The organism is Bacillus sp. N447-1 (assembly GCF_022701035.1).
In the GTDB taxonomy this organism is placed as follows: Bacteria; Bacillota; Bacilli; order Bacillales; family Bacillaceae_G; genus Bacillus_A; species Bacillus_A cereus.
In genome coordinates this window covers 4,113,719-4,134,311 of sequence record NZ_CP065509.1, presented here as the reverse complement: position 1 = coordinate 4,134,311, position 20,593 = coordinate 4,113,719, and the positions used below count along the sequence as shown (strand labels likewise).

Here is a 20,593-nt window from a genome sequence, read left to right as displayed (position 1 = left end):
CAACGCTATGCGTTTGAAAGTTTCACTATATAATTTCACCTTGTTACATGAAATCATACGGTGAAATGTTTTCCACGTCCATTTCCTCGCCATTAACTGTGACCATCTGTACTTCTCCTTGTGATTCTTGCAAGCGACTAGCTAAAGTTGTTTGACGCATTGCATCGTCAAGGCGATTTACACCAGATTGGAAAGCTGCTTCCTCCCCGCAAATAATAAGGAACTTCTTACTTCTTGTAATACCCGTGTAAATTAAATTACGACGTAACATACGGTTGTAACTTTTCACGATTGGCATAATAACAATCGGAAATTCACTACCTTGTGATTTATGAATGGAACAACAATATGCATGCGTAATTTGATTTAAATCGGGCTTCGTATACGTTACCTCAATTCCATCAAATGAAACGATAATCATATCTTGTTGCTCAACGTTTTCTTTTGCATAAAACACCGAAACAATTTCCCCAATATCACCATTAAACACTTGGCTCTCCGGCTGATTCACGAGTTGCAGTACTTTATCACCTCTTCGGTACACAACATCACCGTACTGGATTTCTTTACTCTTTTCCCTCTTCGGATTAAATACTTGTTGCAGCGCTTCGTTTAATACATTAATACCAGCAGGCCCGCGGTACATCGGTGCTAATACTTGAACATCCCTTGCACTAAAGCCTTTTGTTTTAGCATTTTCGCAAACTTTTTTCACAACCTCAACAATTTGAGCCCCTGTACAGCTGATAAACGAACGATCTTTTTTGTTTTGCGCTAAATCTGGTGGTAGAGTTCCATTTTTTATCGCATGGGCAAGTTGAATCACTGATGAGCCTTCCGCTTGACGATAAATTTCAGTAAGCTTCACTGTCGGAACTGCGCCTGCATTTAATAAATCTTTTAATACTTGTCCAGGTCCTACAGATGGCAACTGATCTTCATCACCTACAACGATAACTTGAATATTCGTCGGCAACGACTTAAATAGCTGATTTGCAAGCCAAATATCAACCATTGAAAATTCATCGATAATAAGGAGCTTACCTTGGACAGGATCCGTTTCATTACGCTGGAAAGATCCTTCTGGCGTCCAACCAAGTAAACGGTGAATTGTGCAAGCTGGAAGTCCTGTCGATTCACTCATCCGCTTCGCTGCTCTTCCTGTTGGAGCTGTTAATAGTATTGGAAATGGATTATCATCACTGTATTCATTCGGATTTAACGATAATCCGTGAAGTGACGCATACATTTCAACAATCCCTTTAATAACTGTTGTTTTCCCTGTTCCTGGTCCACCTGTCAATAACATCATCGGTTTATGAAGTGCCGTTTGAATTGCTTCTTGCTGAAACGGTGCATATTGTACGTTCAGTTGTTCTTCAATTTCACCTAACGTTTTTAACACTTCCGCTTCTGGAAATGAAGGTGTTTCTTCTTGATTCATAAGCCTGCGAATAGACTTTACAACACCTTTTTCAGAGTAGAATAACGTCGCTAAATACACTCGTTCTTCTTCTATGATGACTTTCCCTTCACTTTGCATCGTTTCAATACAACCTATAATATCTTCCTCAGTCACTCTTCCTTCTTGATTGTTTAAAAGTGACATCGTTTCTCTTACAAGTTGATCTTTCCTCATATAAACATGACCAAGTTGTAATGAGACATTCTCTAATGTGTAAAAACATCCCGCTCGTACACGGTCGTCATGATTACCCGATATCCCTAACGCACGCCCTATATCATCCGCTCTTCCAAAACCAATCCCGTCCACTTCTTCAATAAGTTGATACGGATTATTACGAATCACTTCTAATGTCATCTCTTTATATTGCTGGTAAATCTTAATAGAAAGTTTCGTTCCAAAACCGTAGCCATTTAAAAAGCTCATTACTTTCTCTAATCCTTGATGTTCAACAATTGTCTCATATATTTCCTGAGCCTTTTGTTTATTAACAACACCATTTAACGCCTCAGGGTCATCCATAATTTTAGAAATAGCATGTTCTCCGAGATGGTCCACAATTTTTTCAGCTGTACGTTTTCCTATCCCTTTAAATAAATCACTCGCTAAATATTGCACCATACCTGCTTTTGTTTGCGGCAATTCTTTTTTAAATGTTTCAACCATATATTGTTTTCCATACTTTGGATGGTCCTTAAAATGACCTGTCAATGTAAACACTTCATCTTCATGCATGCGGGGAAAATGACCGTTTATCATTACTTTCTTTTCGTCATACGTTTCATTCGTTTCAATGACTTTCATACTGACAACGGAATAGAGGTTTTCTTCGTTGTGGAAAATGGTATGAAGAACTTGCGCTTTTATAAACTTTTTTTCTTCCTCAAACAAATCCATTGCATGTTGATTTCCCATCTTTCCTCTCCTTTCCGATATTTTCACTTTAATGAGCAGTACATCCCCCACCTTTTTAGATGAGGGATAACTACCCATTAAACTATATTTTTATCTTATTCAGCTTCTTGCTCTAATAAACGAACGCCATTACCCGCTAAAAAGTGATCTGGCTGAATTTCAGTTGCTTTCTTAAATAAAGCGAGAGCCTTCTCATTATTTTCCTCAAATACGTACGCAACACCTAAATTGTAATACGCATCTGCATGCTCTTCATCCATTTCTAATACCTTTTCAAAATAAGGTTTCGCCTCTTGAACATGTTCTAATCGCGCGAAGCAAAGTCCGCACTGGAATACAGCTTCTACATCGTTTTCATCTAATTCTGTTGCTCTTTGTAAGAATGGTAGTGCAAGACGATCATTTCCAAGCTGTACATGTGTGATACCTAACATAAATGTTACATCAGCTGATTGTAATCCAGCTTGCATTGCTTGTTCAAATACAGCTTTCGCCTCAGTAAATTGCTCTTGGCCATAATATACATTTCCTAAACCATAATAGGCAGCTGCAGATTTATCATCTAACTCTAGTGCGCGTTTATAAAATAAAATCGCTCGCTCGCTATCACCTAATACGTCTAATAAATTTGCAAAATTAATGTATCCAAGCGCATCTTTCGGATTTTCTTCGATTGCTTCTGTAAAATTTTTAGCTGCTTCTTCCCAGTTTCCTTCTTGCATATATTGAATACCTGTTTCAAGTTTGTTTGACATGTCCTTCACCTCTACAACAAATTATAACAAAGAATGTATTTTCCAAGCGAACGAAAATTCGCTTTATATAAAAGAAACCTCTAACCGCTAATCGGCAGAGGCTTCTCGTTTATCCTAAATAATCCAATTTCTTACCACTACGGTATACTTCATCAATTGTAGCACCGCCTAAGCACTCATCTCCATCATAGAAAACGACTGCTTGTCCTGGTGTAATTGCACGAATTGGCTCATCACAAAGAATACGAACTGTATTTTCATCAACGATTTGAACCGTTACTTTATTGTCTTCTTGACGATAACGGAATTTCGCCGTGCACTTAAATTCTGTTTCTTTTTCTTTGTTACTTACCCATCCTACATTCGTAGCAATAACTTCATCACCATATAGAAGTTCGTTATGGAATCCTTGATCAACATATAAAATGTTTTCTTTTAGATTTTTCCCAACAGCAAACCATGGATCACCATTACCACCAATTCCAAGGCCATGACGTTGTCCAATTGTATAATACATTAAACCGTCATGCTTCCCTTTCACTTCACCAGATAATGTTTGCATTACACCTGGTTGTGCCGGTAAGTAGTTACTTAAGAAATCTTTAAAGTTACGCTCACCAATGAAGCAAATACCTGTACTATCTTTTTTCGCCGCTGTCGCTAAGCCAGCTTCTTTCGCCATTTCACGAATTTGCGGTTTCTTTAATTCACCTAACGGGAACATTGTTTTTGATAATTGCTCTTGGCTTAATTGATTTAAGAAATATGTTTGATCTTTATTGTCATCAACGCCGCGAAGCATTTTATATTCGCCGTCCATATAAGCAACGCGTGCATAATGGCCTGTTGCCACATAATCCGCACCAAGCGCAATTGCATGCTCTAAAAATGCTTTAAATTTAATTTCTTTATTACACATTACATCTGGGTTTGGTGTACGACCAGCTCGATACTCATCTAAGAAGTACGTAAATACTTTATCCCAGTATTGTTTTTCAAAGTTTACTGCATAATACGGAATACCAATTTGGTTACACACTTCAATTACATCATTGTAATCTTCTGTTGCTGTGCAGACACCATTCTCATCTGTATCATCCCAGTTTTTCATAAAAATTCCGATTACATCATAACCTTGCTCTTTTAATAAAAGTGCTGCTACAGATGAATCGACGCCACCGGACATTCCGATGACAACGCGTGTTTCGCGAGGTAGTTTGTTCATCATGTCACCTCCCATGCTAATTTTGTGTTAATCGCTTCACGATTTTCACTGTTTCGTACGCCGCTTTTTCAATTTGCTCTTTCGTATTTCCAAGTCCAAAACTAAAGCGTACGGATGAACGTATTTGATCGGAGTCTTTTCCAAACATCGCTACTAATACATGTGATGGATCAATCGAACCAGCTGTACAAGCAGAACCGCTTGATACTGCAATGCCAGCAAGGTCTAAGTTCACAAGAAATGGTTCAATGTTCATTCCTGTAAAACTTACATTAAGTACATGCGGTAAGCGATGTTCTAAGTTTCCGTTTACCTCGAAAGTAATGCCTTCATTTTTGAAGACAGATACCATTATATCTTTAAACTCTTCATATTGGGCATTTTTTTGCTCACGAGTTTTTTCAGCTATAAGAATTGCATGCTGAAGCCCAGCAATACTAGGCACATTTTCCGTACCAGCACGGCGTTTTCTTTCTTGCTCTCCGCCTATTAATAACGGTTCAAATTTCACATTTGCACCAGCGTATAAGAACCCTACACCTTTTGGCCCATTAATTTTATGAGCTGAAATTGATAATAAATCAATTCCAAACTCTTTCACATTAATTTCTACTAAACCGTAAGCTTGTACCGCATCTGTATGGAAATAAGCTTGATGATCTTTTAGCAACTTTCCTATTTCCACAATTGGTTGCATTGTCCCTACTTCATTATTCCCAAACATAACAGATACAAGAATCGTCTCTTCTGTTAATGCCTTTTGTATGTCAGAAACTTGAATAAGCCCTGTTTCATCGACAGGTAAATATGTCACTTCAAACCCTTCACGCTCTAACAATTCGCACGTATGCAAAATCGCATGATGTTCAATTTGCGTCGTTATTATGTGGTTACCTTTATGACGGTTCGCACGTGCTACACCGATAAGCGCTAAATTATCAGCTTCTGTACCACCGCTCGTAAATATAATTTCATTCGGATTCGCATGAATGCTGCGTGCACACACTCGTCTCGCCTCATCTACTGCATGGCGAGTTTGACGTCCATAAAAGTGAATACTAGACGGGTTCCCGAATATTTCTGTCATATATGGAATCATCTTTTCGACCACTTCTGGGTGAGTCGGAGATGTCGCAGCATGATCTAAGTAAATGCGTTCCATTAAATCTCCTTCTTTCCAAATCGTTTCACAAGGAATTAAATGTAAAACATATAGCCCCCGTGATTTTCTTCCTCATAACGTACTAAATCTTCTAACGTTGTACTATCTAACACTTCTTGCACCGCATCACGAACACGCATCCATAACTGGCGCTGTGCTGGCTCTTCTTCTTCTATCATTTCTACAACACTAATCGGTCCCTCTAATACACGGATTACATCCCCAGCTGTAATGTTAGCCGGTTGATCAGATAATACATATCCGCCGTATGCCCCGCGCGTACTCTTTACAAGACGAGCGTTACGAAGTGGTGAAATTAATTGCTCTAAGTAATGCTCGGATAAGTCATGCGCCTGCGCAATTGATTTTAATGAAATCGGACCTTCACCAAACTTTTTTGCAAGATCAATCATAATTGTTAAGCCATAGCGGCCTTTTGTTGAAATCTTCATCTATTTTGCACCTCTTTTCAAATTTTCACTTCTATTGGTTATATCTTATTTATAAAAAGAACACAATTTAAAATCCTATGAAATTATAGCATAATATAGTATTATAAGAAATTTCAACTTGTGTATCAAAATGATAACATAAAATCACATTGAAAAACTCGGAAATTATTACAATTGAAAGAAAAATGAAAATATTAACCTTCATTTTTCCCATAAAACAGCATCCTATTTCAAATTCCGTAGAAAAAAATGATACGATAGAACGAGATTATATATTAAGGGAGACGGTCCAAATGAAACAACCACTCGCACATCGAATGCGCCCTACAAATATTCAAGAAATTATTGGGCAACAACATTTAGTTGGTGAAGGAAAGATTTTATGGCGAATGGTCCAAGCCAATCATTTTCAATCTATGATTTTATACGGTCCTCCAGGTACAGGAAAAACATCCATTGCCAGTGCAATTGCAGGAAGTACCGGTACCCCGTTTCGTCTATTGAACGCTGTTACTCACAATAAAAAAGATATGGAAGTTGTCGTACAAGAAGCGAAGATGCATCGACACCTCGTTTTAATTTTAGATGAAGTTCACCGTCTAGATAAAGCAAAGCAAGACTTTCTATTACCTCACTTAGAAAGCGGACTTCTTACTTTAATTGGTGCTACGACAAGTAATCCATTCCATGCAATAAACTCCGCTATTCGAAGCAGGTGTCAAATTTTCGAATTACACGCACTAACAGAAGAAGATATTTTAATTGGGTTAAAAAGAGCTTTAGAAGATAAAGAAAAAGGGCTTGGAGAATATGCAGTAACGGTAACAGATGAAGCACTACATCACTTTGCAAACGCCTCTGGTGGTGATATGCGTTCCGCTTATAACGCACTTGAGCTTGCTGTATTATCTAGCTTTACTACAGACGATCAAGCGGCTGAAATCACACTCGAGATTGCAGAAGAATGCTTACAAAAGAAGAGCTTCGTCCACGACAAAGGCGGCGATGCTCATTATGATGTATTATCAGCATTTCAAAAATCAGTGCGCGGAAGTGATGTAAATGCAGCACTCCATTATTTAGCACGCCTTATTGAAGCAGGTGATTTACAAAGCATTGGCAGACGCCTTCTTATTATGGCTTATGAAGATATTGGACTTGCTAGCCCACAAGCTGGACCACGTACACTAGCTGCAATTGAATCAGCTGAACGAGTTGGATTCCCAGAAGCACGCATCCCACTTGCAAATGCCGTTATCGAGCTATGCTTATCACCAAAATCAAATTCAGCTTATAAAGCACTTGATGCTGCATTACACGATTTACGCAACGGTCAAACAGGTGACATTCCAAGCCATTTAAAAGATAGTCATTACAAAGGCGCAGAATCACTTGGAAGAGGCATTGGATATTTATATCCGCACGACCATCCAAACGGCTGGGTAAGGCAACAATACTTACCTGATAAAATAAAAAGCAAGCAATATTATAAACCGAAAACGACAGGAAAATTTGAGCAAGCACTTTCTACTGTTTATGAAAGATTACAAACTTCGAATAAAACGAAAAATAAAGGGTAACATAAACGAAAACGTCACCATTATGGAGGCTTCGCTTATGAAAACACGTCAAGATGCATGGACAAAAGAAGATGATCTCCTTTTAGCAGAAACTGTTTTACGACATATTCGCAGCGGAAGTACACAAATAAAAGCATTTGATGAAGTTGGCGATGCGTTGAACCGGACTTCAGCAGCTTGCGGCTTTAGATGGAATGCTGAAGTAAGACCGAATTACGAAGATGCGGTGCAGCTTGCAAAAAAACAACGTAAAGAATTAAAACGTTCTGAAGCTAATATAGAAAAAAATCGGTTCACGAAAACGAAACAACTCGTAATTGACGCCGATTTTTCAGAAGATATTACGCCAAGTAAACAAGATCTTACAATGCAAAATGTCATTTCATTTTTACAAAATTTAGAACATAACAATCCTTCACTTGCAAAGTTGCAAACTGAAAATGATGTATTACAAGCTCAACTCACCTCTCTGCAAAAAACGAATCATGAACTTGAAACGAAATTAGCGGTACTCACAAAAAAACAACAAGCAATCGAAGAAGATTACGCGATGCTTGTTCGAATTATGGATCGCGCTCGAAAACTTGTTTCAGTCGAAGAGCAAGAAGAGCAAATTGCCCCGATTTTCAAAACCGATCAAAATGGGAATTTAGATATTATTTATTCTGCAGAGAATTAAAAACAGGGATGTCACTTTTTTAACTGAGTGACATCCCTGTTTGTTTTCGGTGAACCATATATAGATATCGGTAAATGAAATTATATTAACGGTTTTTCGAATATATCTATCACAACTTGCAATATATCAACGATTTTTCAAATATATCTATCACAACTTGCAATATATCAACGATTTTTCAAATATATCTATCACAACTTACAATATATCAACGATTCAATAAAGGATATCGATTTAACGACAAAGATTGACAATAACATTCCTCCTTGTCATACAAGGAAACTCCTAAAACAGATTAGATATTTTTTACTAAAATGTTATTATAAACCTATACCTTTAAAGGGGGATGGTTGCTATTTCATTAATAATCTTCAAAATAACTCTTGGCCTTCTCGTCCTGACTTTAGCTCTTTTCACCATTAACAGTCTAAAAAAGACATCCGCCTATAAATCAGATAAATATGATTTTTACTTACTAACCTTACTTACATTTGAACTAGTAGCAATGCAAATACCCCTATTTCTTTAGCACATCTAAAAAAGCATATATCCGAAATGGATATATGCTTTCATTTTATTCTTGCCCTACACGTTTCACTTCTACATTTTTAATGCGTTCACGTACAACGTGACTTGCCATAATTAAGCCTGCCACAGATGGTACGAATGCATTTGATGAAGGCGGTAATTTCGCCTTACGAATTTTTGCATTCTCGTCTGGTACAATTTCTTTACGTACTTCTTCACGAATTACGATTGGGTTTTCGTCAGAGAAGACAACTTTTACACCTTTTTTAATACCCTCTTTACGAAGCTTCGTACGAATGACTTTCGCAATTGGATCTGTATGTGTTTTAGAGATGTCCGCAATACGGAAACGAGTTGGGTCCATTTTATTCGCTGCACCCATACTTGAGATAATTTTAATTTTACGACGTAAACATTGTTTAATTAAATGAATTTTGAACGTAATCGTATCAGATGCATCCACTACAAAGTCTAAACCGTACTTAAAGAACTCTTCATATGTTTCATCTGTATAAAACATTTCTAGTCCAATTACTTCACACTCTGGGTTAATGTCCGCGATACGCTCTTTCATTAATTCTACTTTTGAACGTCCTACAGTAGATACTAAAGCGTGAATTTGACGGTTTACGTTTGTAATATCTACAACGTCTTTATCAACTAATACGAGACGTCCTACGCCAGAACGTGCTAACGCTTCAGCTGCAAAAGAACCTACACCGCCAATTCCTAAAATACCGACTGTACTATTTTTTAATATTTCAAGTCCTTCTTTACCGAAGGCTAATTCATTACGTGAAAATTGATGTAACATTCAGCTCTACACTCCTATTACAAAAATGGTCTACCATGTATTCTAGCGTTTTTCCGACTATTTGTATAGAAAAAGTTATAGAATTCCTAAAAATACATATTTCGAGAATGAAAACATAGACCAGAATTTTATTTCTTCCTAAATACACGTTTAAAAAAGAGGATTTAGAGAACCGAGCAGATCGAGGCGCTGAAGCCAGGAGGAGCGCAGTGTAGAAACACTACTCGAGCACCGGACTGGCGAAGCAACGATGAGATGCGACAGTTATCTGAACCAGACTTTTTAAACTTCCTTTCAATACAGGTTTAAAAAGGAGGATTTAGAGAACCGAGCAGATCGAGGCGCTGAAGCCAGGAGGAGCGCAGTGTAGAAACACTACTCGAGCACCGGACTGGCGAAGCAACGATGAGATGCAACAGTTATCTAAACCGGACTTTTTAAACAACCTCTCAAAAAAAGTCTAGACGGTTATAGTATAACCATCTAGACCCTATTCTTACTTCTCTTCTTTCAAGCTTAATTTTAAGTTCAGTTCTTCAAGCTGCGCTTCTGCAACTGGGCTTGGAGCTTCTGTTAATAAGCAGCTTGCGCTTGCTGTTTTCGGGAATGCAATTGTATCACGAAGGTTCGTACGGCCTGCAAGTAACATAACAAGACGATCTAAACCTAATGCGATTCCGCCGTGTGGTGGTGTACCGTATTCGAATGCTTCTAATAAGAATCCGAATTGCTCTTGCGCTTCTTCTTGTGAGAATCCAAGTGCTTTGAACATTTTTTCTTGTACGTCACGCTCGTAAATACGAAGTGATCCACCACCAAGCTCATAACCGTTTAATACAAGGTCATATGCTTGTGCACGTGCTTTTTCTGGTGCTGTTTCTAGTAACTCAACGTCTTCACGGAATGGCATTGTGAATGGGTGGTGAGCTGCGAAGTAACGATCTGCATCTTCATCGTACTCAAGTAGTGGCCAATCAGTTACCCATAGGAAGTTAAATTTACTTTCATCAATTAACTCAAGCTCTTTACCTAGACGTAAACGAAGTGCGCCTAAGCTATCTGCAACAACGCTCTTCTTATCTGCTACGAATAGTAATAAGTCGCCAGCAGTAGCTTCTAATGTGCTCATTAACACATTTGCATCTTCTTCACCGAAGAATTTCGCAATCGGTCCTTTTAGGCCGTCTTCTTCAACTTTAAGCCAAGCTAGACCTTTTGCACCGTATACTTTCACGAATTCAGTTAATGCATCGATGTCTTTACGAGAATATTTACTTGCAGCACCTTTTGCATTAATTGCTTTTACTTGTCCGCCGCTTTCTACAGCACTTGTAAACACTTTAAAGCCACAATCTGCTGCAAACTCAGATAAGTCTGTTAGTTCCATTTCAAAGCGTGTATCTGGCTTATCAGAACCGTAGCGAGCCATTGCATCAGCATATTTCATACGAGGGAATGGTGCACTCACTTCTACACCTTTTGCATCCTTCATAACTTTCGTCATCATACGCTCCATCATATCTAAAATTTCATCTTGTGTTAAGAATGAAGCTTCGATATCGATTTGCGTGAATTCTGGTTGACGATCCGCACGTAAATCTTCATCACGGAAACAACGTGCTACTTGATAGTAACGCTCAAATCCGCCGACCATAAGAAGCTGTTTAAATAACTGTGGTGACTGTGGTAATGCATAGAATTCACCATCATGTACACGACTTGGCACTAAATAGTCACGAGCTCCTTCTGGCGTGCTTTTCGTTAAAATTGGTGTTTCTACTTCTAAGAACTCTTCTGTATCTAAGAAGTTACGAATTGTTTTTGTTACATCGTGACGCATTTTGAATGTGTTGAACATTACAGGACGACGTAAGTCTAAATAACGATATTTTAAACGCACATCTTCTGATGCATCTGTATCATCAGCAATGATAATTGGCGTTGTTTTCGCTGCATTTAGTACATTTACTTTTGTTGCTTGTACTTCAATACGACCAGTTGCCATATTGTCATTAATTGCGCCTTCACCACGTTCAACAACTGTACCTTCTACGTGTAATACGTATTCGCTACGAATTGTTTCTGCTACTTCTAACGCTTCTTTTGATGTTTCTGGGTTAAATACAACTTGTACGATACCTGTACGGTCACGTAAATCGATAAAGATTAATCCACCTAAGTCACGGCGTTTTTGTACCCAACCTTTTAATTGAACTGTTTGTCCAACAGCTTCTACTGTTACTTTTCCACATGCATGTGTTCTTTCAGCCACTGTAAGTTCCCCCTATATTAATTTCTCTGCTACGTATGAAGCAAATACATCTAACGCTACTTCTTCTTGTTCACCTGTTGCCATATCTTTTAAGTTAATGATACCTTTATCTAGCTCATCTTCTCCTAATACAGCTACAAATTTCGCCTTTAGACGATCTGCTGATTTAAATTGTGCTTTCATTTTGCGATCTAAATAATCTTTTTCAACTGACAATCCAGCTTTACGAAGATCGAACGCAACTTTTGCAGCATGGTCTTTCGCTTTTTCGCCAAGCGCTACAACGTAACAATCAATGCTATGTTCAAGTGGTAATTCAATGTTTTCAGCTTTTAGCGCCATAATTAAACGTTCAATACTCATTGCAAAACCGATACCTGGCATTTCTGGTCCACCGATTTCTTGTACAAGTCCGTTATAACGGCCACCACCGCTTAATGTAGTGATCGCACCGAAACCTTCTGCCTCACTCATAATTTCAAAAACAGTGTGTTGATAGTAGTCTAAACCACGCACTAAGTTCGGATCTTTTTCAAATGGAACATCCATCATCGTTAATAGTTCTTGAACTTTGTCATAGTATACTGCTGAATCTTCGTTTAAGTATTCTGTAATAGATGGTGCTGTTCCCATTAATTCATGGTTACGGTCTTTCTTACAGTCTAAAATTCGAAGTGGGTTCTTTTCTAAGCGAGATTGACAGTCAGAACAGAATTCGCCGATACGTGGCTCAAAGTGTGCGATTAATGCATCACGGTGTGCTTGACGGCTCGCTGCGTCACCTAAACTGTTTAATACAACTTTAATATTTTTTAAGCCCATGCCGCGGTAAAATTCAACAGCAAGTGCAATTACTTCTGCATCAATTGCAGGGTCATTACTGCCGATTGCTTCGATACCGAATTGTACGAATTGACGATAGCGACCTGCTTGTGGTCTTTCATAACGGAACATTTGACCGATATAGTATAATTTCGTTGGTTGTGTCGCATCACCAAACATTTTATTTTCAACGTAAGAACGTACAACAGGTGCAGTACCTTCTGGACGTAATGTTAAGCTACGCTCTCCACGATCTTGGAATGAGTACATTTCTTTTTGTACGATATCTGTCGTATCACCAACACCGCGTAAAAATAGCTCAGTGTGTTCAAAAATTGGTGTACGAATTTCTTTATAATTGTAACGACGGCAAATTTCGCGTGCTTGCCCTTCGATATACTGCCATAACTCAACAGTGCCTGGAAGAATATCTTGCGTTCCGCGTGGGATTTGAATAGACATATTCAGTTCCTCCTCAAATTGTTTTAATCTTAATAAAAATAAAAAAACTCCCGCCTCTACTGTTTAAACAGTAGGGACGAGAGTATTATACCCGTGGTGCCACCCTAATTGAAGCACGTATGCTTCCACTTTTTTAATAACGCTTAAATATGCGTTCATCCCTACTAAGCATATATGCCGTTCAAGTTGAAACCTCTAGAGTGTCATTCAATCAGTCATCATGCAGAAATGTTTTCAGCCTAAGACATTCCTTCTCTTTCCATGTGTGTCTCATTTACTCTTCTCTATCAACGGTTATATTCATATGTAAATATAAAATTACTATACGTTTGTTAAGTAGGATTGTCAAGTGCTCTAAGAACGTTCAATCTGCTTCTTTAAACGCTTTACATCTTGAAGAGAAATCCCAAACTCCGAAGCAAGCTCCATTGAAGTATTGTTTTGCTCTTTTGAAATAAAATCATGAAAATTCACGTTAAACAGTTGATTTGCACCATTTGTAACAGAATGCCCTTTTTCATTCATACGCATACGTATATCCCTCACATTCAATATGGATGTTTTACTTTTTATTGTTCCATATTGATGAGAGAGTTATACATAACCGAAACTGCTATTGATTCCAAATAAATGAACAAAACATACAACAATGTATAAAAAAGAGAGGATTATATAACCCTCTCTTTTTTATGAACACTATTTACTTTCTACAATTAAGGTCACCGGACCATCATTGATTAAAGAAACGTCCATCATTGCTCCAAACTTCCCTGTTTCCACATGTAATCCTTGTTTACGAACTTCTTCATTAAAGAAATCGTATAAACGCTCTGCATAATCAGGTTTCGCAGCATCCATAAAGTTTGGACGTCTGCCCTTGCGGCAATCTCCGTATAATGTGAATTGCGAAATAGATAGAACTTGTCCTTCTACATCAAGTACAGAATGATTCATCTTTCCGCTCTCATCTTCAAAAATACGTAAGTTTGCAATTTTTTCCGCAATGTAAGTTGCATCTTTTTCTGTATCTTCGTGCGTAATGCCAACTAGTAATGTTAAACCGAACGGAATTTGTCCTACGATCTCACCGTCTACTGTGACAGACGCTTTCTTTGATCGTTGTAAAACAACTCTCATCTTTCTACACTCCCTATTAATGCATCATGCGTCGTACTGCATAAATTTCTGGAACGCGTTTAATGCGTTCTACTACTTTTTTCAAGTGTTGTAAGTTACGAATCGAGATTGACATATTAATTGTTGCCATCTTATTACGGTCACTTCTACCAGAAACAGCTGAAATGTATGTTTTCGTCTCTGTAACAGCTTGCAGTACTTCATTTAATAAACCGCGGCGATCGTAACCTGAAATTTCAATATCAACGTTATACTCAATTTCTTTTTCAGGGCTACCTTCCCACTCTACCTCTAATAATCGTTCTACAGCTTCTTCTGTATGAACATTTACACAATCACGGCGGTGAATTGATACACCTCGGCCTTTCGTAATATACCCAACGATATCATCGCCCGGAACTGGGTTACAGCATTTCGATAAACGGATTAATAAATTATCAGCACCGCTTACCTTTACACCAGAATCCCATTTTCGAATTTTCATCGGTTTACGGACTTCTTTAACTTCAACAATTTCTTCTTCTTCGCGTTGTTTGCGGAACTTGTCCGTTAGTCGCGTAACAATTTGCGAAGCTGTAATTCCGCTATATCCAACTGCTGCAAACATATCTTCTTCATTTGCAAAGTTAAATTTCTCAGCGACGCGTTTTAAGTTATCCGGCGCCAATACTTCTTTCATCTCATACTCTAGACCACGTACTTCCTTTTCAACAAGTTCACGGCCTTTTTCAATATTTTCGTCTCTACGTTGTTTCTTAAAGAATTGACGAATTTTATTTTTCGCATGAGATGTTTGAGCAAGTTTTACCCAATCCTGGCTTGGGCCATATGAATGTTTCGACGTTAAAATTTCAATGATGTCGCCTGTTTTTAATTTATAATCCAGCGTCACCATTTTCCCGTTTACTTTTGCACCAATTGTTTTATTCCCAATTTCCGAATGGACACGATACGCGAAATCAATCGGAACAGATCCAAGTGGTAATTCCATTACATCGCCTTTCGGTGTAAAGACGAATACCATGTCAGAGAATAAATCAATTTTTAATGACTCCATAAATTCTTCTGCATTAGAAGCTTCATTTTGCCATTCTAATATTTGACGGAACCATGTGAGTTTCTTCTCTAATGTACCTGTTGTTTCTGCTGTTTTTCCTTCTTTGTATGCCCAGTGTGCCGCGATCCCGAATTCTGCAATTTCGTGCATTTCTTTCGTACGAATTTGCACTTCAAGTGGATCACCTTTCGGTCCAATTACAGTCGTATGAAGAGATTGATATAGATTTGCTTTTGGCATTGCAATATAATCTTTAAAACGACCTGGCATCGGCTTCCAGCACGTATGAATAATTCCAAGCACCGCATAACAATCTTTAATACTATTTACAACGACACGTACAGCTAATAAATCATAAATTTCATTGAACTGCTTATTTTGCAGTGCCATTTTACGATAAATACTGTAAATATGTTTCGGTCTTCCAGAAATCTCAGGTTGAATTGCAACTTCTTTTAATTTCTCACGAATACCAGTCATTACTTCGTCTAAATATTCTTCACGTTCTGCACGTTTACGCTTCATTAAATTTACAATACGATAATATTGTTGTGGATTTAAATAGCGAAGTGACGTATCCTCTAGCTCCCATTTAATAGTACTAATTCCGAGTCTATGTGCCAAAGGTGCAAAGATTTCTAACGTTTCATTCGCTATGCGACGCTGCTTCTCTTGAGGCAAATGTTTCAATGTACGCATGTTATGAAGACGATCAGCTAGTTTAATTAAAATAACTCGAATATCTTGAGCCATTGCAATAAACATTTTGCGATGGTTTTCTGCTTGTTGTTGTTCGTGAGATTTATATTTGATCTTCCCAAGCTTTGTAACGCCATCAACAAGCATAGCAATTTCTTTGTTAAATTCCCGTTCAATATCTTCTAACGTAATCTCTGTATCTTCCACTACATCATGTAAGAAACCTGCTGATACCGTAGCTGGATCCATGTGTAAATCAACTAAAATACCTGCAACTTGAATCGGATGAATAATATACGGTTCACCCGATTTTCTATATTGTTCGCTATGCGCATCACGTGCATATTCATAGGCACGTGCCACTAGCTCAATATCTTCATCCGCTAAATATTGACTTGCTTTCTCGAGTACCTGTTCAGCTGTTAGTACCTGCTCATTTGCCATCGAATCACCTTTTATTGAAAATTGACTTTATCTTTATTTAATAGAATAAATTATATTCTATCATTATAACCCAATGATTGTGAATTGTGAAAAGGAAAAGATTTTACTGACATTTCACCATAATTTTTTGTTCAATTATACAAAAGTACCCGCTCCTCTCCAAGAGATTCACGGGTACTTTTTATCACCGTAGTTTTACCTATATAGTGATTAGTATTTTTCTAATACTAATACATCGTAACCATCTAACATTTTACGACCATCTAAGTAAGTAAGTTCTACTAAGAATGCAATTCCTGCTACAACTCCGCCTAGCTCTTCAACTAACTTAATTGTCGCTTCGATTGTTCCACCTGTAGCTAATAGATCATCTGTAATTAATACGCGTTGACCTGGCTTAATTGCATCTTTATGGATTGTTAAAACGTCTTTACCATATTCTTTACCGTAGTCAACTGTAATTACTTCACGTGGTAATTTTCCTAATTTACGAACTGGCGCAAATCCTACTTCTAACGCATAAGAAACTGGGCAACCGATAATGAAACCACGAGCTTCTGGTCCTACTACAACATCGATATCTCTTTCTTTTGCGTACTCAACGATTGCGTCTGTTGCTGCTTTGTATGCTTTACCGTCATTCATTAAAGGTGTAATGTCTTTAAACACAATACCTTCTTTCGGATAATCCGGTACAATTGCGATATGTTGCTTGAAATCCATATTTCTGAATCCTCCTCAGATCTAAAAGGTTTGTAAATACAAATCCTTTACCCTAACTGTTCTACTTCTTTATGATTACGAATCGTTTCAAACCATGTATATAGTTGCTGATATGTGCTATAAACCAATTCTTTTTCTAATTGTAAGTGGTTCATTTTCTCACGATATGTGTTCGATTCAATTAAATCACGCTTTTGTTTTTTGTCTGCCATAAAAATGACGCCATCTTTTATTGTAACAAATTCTAACTCAAAAAACACCTGTGTCATGAAATTTACTGTATCTTTTGACCAACCTTTATGACGACATAGTTGTTCTCCATATTGTCTTAAAGAAAATGGTGTTTTTTGGCTTAAGAAAGAATAGTACCATTTAAAGTGTTCTCTCGTCGGAACTGTACTAAATAAGTGGTTATTCTCTTGATAAAATAGCGTATAAATTCGCGCTGGGAATCCTACCTTAAATAGCTCACGTAATTCATCTGTTCCTTTTGGTAAATCAAGTAACACGATATATTGATCATCTAAATGCGTTACTTCTGAAGCATGCATGAGCTTTTCTTTATAGCTCTCTAAAGAAAATTTATTCAATACCTCTTCAGAAAAATACACCATTGTTATTTTTTCTTTCGGAAGTTCTGCTAAATTTGCTTCTGCATTACGCATACTACGCCAATCAAATAATTGCCACGCCTCTACAGCAATATCTTGTACCATTAGTTGTGGCTTCTTAAAGTTATTCCATTCATTAATAGACGCTTCTCCTATTACAGATACTTTTGCAACTGGAGAGATTTCTTTCGCATATGCACCAAAGCCAAATCCAATTGTATCCAGTGTTGCTTGTCCATCACGAAGAGCCATTTTTAAATGAGAGCCATCTGATCCGATTGCGCGAATGCTTTCTAACTCTGCATCTTTTACTGCAATACGTGGTTTCGGATTTCCAACACCAAACGGGGCTAGTTTTTGCATATCTTCAATTGCCGCTAGCGTTACATCCTCTACTTTACAAAAAACATCAACTGCTGTAATTGGAATAAAATCTTCTTCTGTTAAAATTGCATCTGCTTGTTCATTTAAGCGGCGACGTAATTCATCTACATCATTCATATGTAGCGTCATTCCCGCTGCCATCGGATGCCCTCCGAAGTGTGGTAATAACTCTCTACAATCTGATAAATTTGCAAACAAATCAAATCCTGCAATACTACGTGCTGAGCCTTTTGCTGTTTCTTTTATAGGATCAATGCTTAATACAATCGTCGGACGATAAAAACGTTCAACTAATTTCGAAGCAACAATTCCAATTACCCCTGGGTTCCAGCCTTCTTTCGCAAGTACTAATACTTTATTTTCTTCTGGTGGGAAGTTATTTTCCACTTCAGCGATAGCCTCTTCTGTAATTTGCTTTACAATATCTTTTCGCAGTTTGTTCAGCTCATCAATTTCTTCAGCTAGCTCTTTCGCTTCCTCTGGATCATCTGATAATAAAAGGTGTACAGCCGGCGCAGCATCTTCTAAACGCCCAACCGCATTAATACGAGGTGCAATTGAGAAACCAATACTCTCTTCGGTAATTTCACTTTGCGAAACGTTAGCAACTTTAAACAATGCCTTCAAACCAATATTTCTCGTCATACGCATATGTTTTAAACCGCGTTTCACTAGCAACCTATTTTCACCATGAAGTGATACTAAATCGGCTACTGTACCAATTACTGCGATCTCTAATAAATGTTCTGGTACACGGCCTAATAGTGCATGCGCAACTTTAAACGCAACACCTACACCAGCTAAATAGTGAAACGGATATACACCGCCATCTAATTTCGGATGTATAATCGCAAGTGCTTCTGGCAATTCTGGCGGTGGCTCATGGTGATCTGTAATAATTAGATCTATTCCAAGCTCTTTCGCTACATTCGCTTCATGTACCGCTGCAATACCAGTATCGACAGTAATAATTAGCGAGAACCCTGCGCTATGCGCCCAACGAAATGCTTCTTCGTTCGGTCCATACCCTTCTGTAAAACGATTTGGAATGTAAAATTCTACTTCTGCACCTAATTCTTGAAGAGCAAGATATAAAACTGTCGTACTACTTACTCCGTCCGCATCGTAATCACCAAATATTAATATTTGCTCTCCATTTTGAATCGCCTTATTTACACGTTCTACCGTTCTATCCATTCCTTCTAATAAAAATGGATCATGAAATTCTTGATTTTCTGTATTTAAAAAATCTAAAATCTTATCTTCTGTATCGAGTCCTCTACCGAGGAATAACGAAACGACAAGTGGCGATAACTGTAATTTACTTGCTAATTCACTCACTCGCTCGTCATTATATTCTTTTTCTTTCCAACGCGTCTTCGGTTGTAACACGAAATCACCCCTTAACCTGTTCATTATACAAGACAGATTAAGGGGTGACAATATAATGCAAACTACGATGCAATATCTATATACCAAAATGTTAATGATGTTTAATTTGGAGAATACGGATTTATATGTACGAATACATTTTGTACATTATCTTGTTTCATAAGTATTTCTTTCACATGTTTTCCAATACGGTGTCCTTCTTCTACAGTAATGTATGGATCTACGGACACTTTAATATCGACAATAACATAATGACCATGCTCCCGTGCATATAAAGAACCAATTTTTTTCACACCATCTACTTGAAGAACTGCTTCTCTAAGCGGAATAACATCCTCCTCATGAAGAACATGGTCAAGCGTTGCATGAATTGCTTCCGCTCCAATGCTCCATGCCATTTTTACAACAAGAAGTGAAACAACTAATCCCGCAATTGGATCAGCGTATACAAGCCAGTCTATACCAAGCTTACCACCTATTATAGCTGCACAAATACCGATTAAAGCTGCAATTGAAGAAAATACATCCGAACGGTGCTCATATGCATTTGCAATAATTGCATCACTGTTTACTCTTTTCCCTAATCGGAATTTATATTGAAACATTCCTTCTTTCACGACGATTGAAAGAACAACAGCAAATATCGTAATTCCTTTCGGCGGTTCTAGTTCTTGCGAAAAAGCTTTTATAGACGAAATCGCGATTTCAAGTCCCACAATAAATAATAATACCGCAACAATAATCGCTGAAATCGATTCCGCTTTACCATGACCATACGGATGATCCTCATCAGGTGGCTGCTTTGCCGCTCGCAATCCAAAAAGTACAGCTAGCGAACCTATTACATCTGATGCAGAATGCACGGCATCCGCTAATAGCGCTTTACTGTTCCCAATATAACCAATTACCGCCTTTACAATCGCTAATATAATATTACCAACGATCCCGACAATAGCACCAAACTCGGCCTGTTTAAAACGTTCATCTTTTTCCATAATTAAAATCCCTTCTTTTC

At 37.8% G+C, this 20,593-nt stretch carries 16 protein-coding genes and 1 other annotated feature; of the genes, 2 read left to right on the top strand and 14 right to left on the bottom strand.

What is annotated here, in order from left to right:
* Positions 1-43: 43 nt before the first annotated feature.
* The 5 genes from recD2 to cymR all read right to left on the bottom strand — a co-directional run bounded on the left by recD2 (position 44) and on the right by cymR (position 5,974).
* The gene (recD2, locus tag IQ781_RS20945) at positions 44-2,380 is read right to left on the bottom strand and encodes an SF1B family DNA helicase RecD2 (protein WP_000528083.1); all 2,337 of its coding nucleotides are present in this window, start codon (positions 2,378-2,380) and stop codon (positions 44-46) included.
* Between the two features lie 95 nt (positions 2,381-2,475).
* Positions 2,476-3,135 (bottom strand): tetratricopeptide repeat protein, encoded by a 660-nt coding sequence (locus IQ781_RS20940; RefSeq protein WP_000066409.1) that lies wholly within the window; start codon positions 3,133-3,135, stop codon positions 2,476-2,478.
* A 109-nt stretch (positions 3,136-3,244) separates the two neighbouring features.
* Complete coding sequence (gene mnmA, locus IQ781_RS20935) at positions 3,245-4,360, bottom strand: tRNA 2-thiouridine(34) synthase MnmA (protein WP_139846657.1); 1,116 nt, start codon at positions 4,358-4,360, stop codon at positions 3,245-3,247.
* A 16-nt stretch (positions 4,361-4,376) separates the two neighbouring features.
* On the bottom strand, positions 4,377-5,522 hold the full coding sequence (locus IQ781_RS20930) for a cysteine desulfurase family protein (protein ID WP_000439881.1): 1,146 nt from the start codon (positions 5,520-5,522) through the stop codon (positions 4,377-4,379).
* 35 nt (positions 5,523-5,557) lie between these two features.
* Positions 5,558-5,974, bottom strand: coding sequence for a cysteine metabolism transcriptional regulator CymR (gene cymR / locus IQ781_RS20925; protein WP_000704116.1), 417 nt, complete (start codon positions 5,972-5,974; stop codon positions 5,558-5,560).
* Positions 5,975-6,267: 293 nt separating this feature from the next.
* On the opposite strand from cymR, the gene IQ781_RS20920 reads away from it, so the two are divergent.
* Complete coding sequence (locus IQ781_RS20920; RefSeq protein WP_000812943.1) at positions 6,268-7,554, top strand: replication-associated recombination protein A; 1,287 nt, start codon at positions 6,268-6,270, stop codon at positions 7,552-7,554.
* Between the two features lie 37 nt (positions 7,555-7,591).
* Positions 7,592-8,233, top strand: a complete 642-nt coding sequence (locus IQ781_RS20915) for an RsfA family transcriptional regulator (RefSeq protein WP_000857713.1) — start codon at positions 7,592-7,594, stop codon at positions 8,231-8,233.
* Positions 8,234-8,807: 574 nt separating this feature from the next.
* Here the strand turns inward: IQ781_RS20915 and IQ781_RS20910 are convergent.
* From IQ781_RS20910 to IQ781_RS20870, 9 genes are all read right to left on the bottom strand, one after another.
* The gene (locus IQ781_RS20910; protein WP_000903179.1) at positions 8,808-9,575 is read right to left on the bottom strand and encodes a tRNA threonylcarbamoyladenosine dehydratase; all 768 of its coding nucleotides are present in this window, start codon (positions 9,573-9,575) and stop codon (positions 8,808-8,810) included.
* Between the two features lie 496 nt (positions 9,576-10,071).
* On the bottom strand, positions 10,072-11,847 hold the full coding sequence (gene aspS / locus IQ781_RS20905; protein WP_000840891.1) for an aspartate--tRNA ligase: 1,776 nt from the start codon (positions 11,845-11,847) through the stop codon (positions 10,072-10,074).
* A 12-nt stretch (positions 11,848-11,859) separates the two neighbouring features.
* Positions 11,860-13,131, bottom strand: a complete 1,272-nt coding sequence (hisS, locus tag IQ781_RS20900) for a histidine--tRNA ligase (RefSeq protein ID WP_000027084.1) — start codon at positions 13,129-13,131, stop codon at positions 11,860-11,862.
* 69 nt (positions 13,132-13,200) lie between these two features.
* Positions 13,201-13,431 (bottom strand) — a binding site (T-box leader).
* A 54-nt stretch (positions 13,432-13,485) separates the two neighbouring features.
* On the bottom strand, positions 13,486-13,662 hold the full coding sequence (locus IQ781_RS20895; RefSeq protein WP_001242605.1) for a hypothetical protein: 177 nt from the start codon (positions 13,660-13,662) through the stop codon (positions 13,486-13,488).
* A 165-nt stretch (positions 13,663-13,827) separates the two neighbouring features.
* On the bottom strand, positions 13,828-14,268 hold the full coding sequence (locus IQ781_RS20890) for a D-tyrosyl-tRNA(Tyr) deacylase (RefSeq protein ID WP_001266965.1): 441 nt from the start codon (positions 14,266-14,268) through the stop codon (positions 13,828-13,830).
* Between the two features lie 16 nt (positions 14,269-14,284).
* A complete protein-coding gene (gene relA, locus IQ781_RS20885; RefSeq protein ID WP_001262795.1) occupies positions 14,285-16,468 on the bottom strand; it encodes a GTP diphosphokinase in 2,184 nt (727 codons plus the stop codon).
* Between the two features lie 210 nt (positions 16,469-16,678).
* Positions 16,679-17,191 (bottom strand): adenine phosphoribosyltransferase, encoded by a 513-nt coding sequence (locus tag IQ781_RS20880; protein WP_000346215.1) that lies wholly within the window; start codon positions 17,189-17,191, stop codon positions 16,679-16,681.
* 47 nt (positions 17,192-17,238) lie between these two features.
* The gene (gene recJ / locus IQ781_RS20875) at positions 17,239-19,578 is read right to left on the bottom strand and encodes a single-stranded-DNA-specific exonuclease RecJ (RefSeq protein WP_000941229.1); all 2,340 of its coding nucleotides are present in this window, start codon (positions 19,576-19,578) and stop codon (positions 17,239-17,241) included.
* Positions 19,579-19,679: 101 nt separating this feature from the next.
* Positions 19,680-20,573, bottom strand: a complete 894-nt coding sequence (locus IQ781_RS20870) for a cation diffusion facilitator family transporter (RefSeq protein WP_000409743.1) — start codon at positions 20,571-20,573, stop codon at positions 19,680-19,682.
* Positions 20,574-20,593: the final 20 nt, after the last annotated feature.

What these genes read in the sequence shown, in the direction of transcription:
- IQ781_RS20920 (WP_000812943.1), top strand. Translation starts at nt 6,268, where the DNA reads ATGAAACAACCACTCGCACATCGAATGCGCCCTACAAATATTCAAGAA.
- IQ781_RS20940 (WP_000066409.1), bottom strand. Translation starts at nt 3,135, where the DNA reads ATGTCAAACAAACTTGAAACAGGTATTCAATATATGCAAGAAGGAAAC.
- IQ781_RS20895 (WP_001242605.1), bottom strand. Translation starts at nt 13,662, where the DNA reads ATGCGTATGAATGAAAAAGGGCATTCTGTTACAAATGGTGCAAATCAA.
- IQ781_RS20890 (WP_001266965.1), bottom strand. Translation starts at nt 14,268, where the DNA reads ATGAGAGTTGTTTTACAACGATCAAAGAAAGCGTCTGTCACAGTAGAC.
- IQ781_RS20930 (WP_000439881.1), bottom strand. Translation starts at nt 5,522, where the DNA reads ATGGAACGCATTTACTTAGATCATGCTGCGACATCTCCGACTCACCCA.
- hisS (WP_000027084.1), bottom strand. Translation starts at nt 13,131, where the DNA reads ATGTCTATTCAAATCCCACGCGGAACGCAAGATATTCTTCCAGGCACT.
- IQ781_RS20910 (WP_000903179.1), bottom strand. Translation starts at nt 9,575, where the DNA reads ATGTTACATCAATTTTCACGTAATGAATTAGCCTTCGGTAAAGAAGGA.
- mnmA (WP_139846657.1), bottom strand. Translation starts at nt 4,360, where the DNA reads ATGAACAAACTACCTCGCGAAACACGCGTTGTCATCGGAATGTCCGGT.
- IQ781_RS20915 (WP_000857713.1), top strand. Translation starts at nt 7,592, where the DNA reads ATGAAAACACGTCAAGATGCATGGACAAAAGAAGATGATCTCCTTTTA.
- relA (WP_001262795.1), bottom strand. Translation starts at nt 16,468, where the DNA reads ATGGCAAATGAGCAGGTACTAACAGCTGAACAGGTACTCGAGAAAGCA.
- IQ781_RS20880 (WP_000346215.1), bottom strand. Translation starts at nt 17,191, where the DNA reads ATGGATTTCAAGCAACATATCGCAATTGTACCGGATTATCCGAAAGAA.
- IQ781_RS20870 (WP_000409743.1), bottom strand. Translation starts at nt 20,573, where the DNA reads ATGGAAAAAGATGAACGTTTTAAACAGGCCGAGTTTGGTGCTATTGTC.
- cymR (WP_000704116.1), bottom strand. Translation starts at nt 5,974, where the DNA reads ATGAAGATTTCAACAAAAGGCCGCTATGGCTTAACAATTATGATTGAT.
- recD2 (WP_000528083.1), bottom strand. Translation starts at nt 2,380, where the DNA reads ATGGGAAATCAACATGCAATGGATTTGTTTGAGGAAGAAAAAAAGTTT.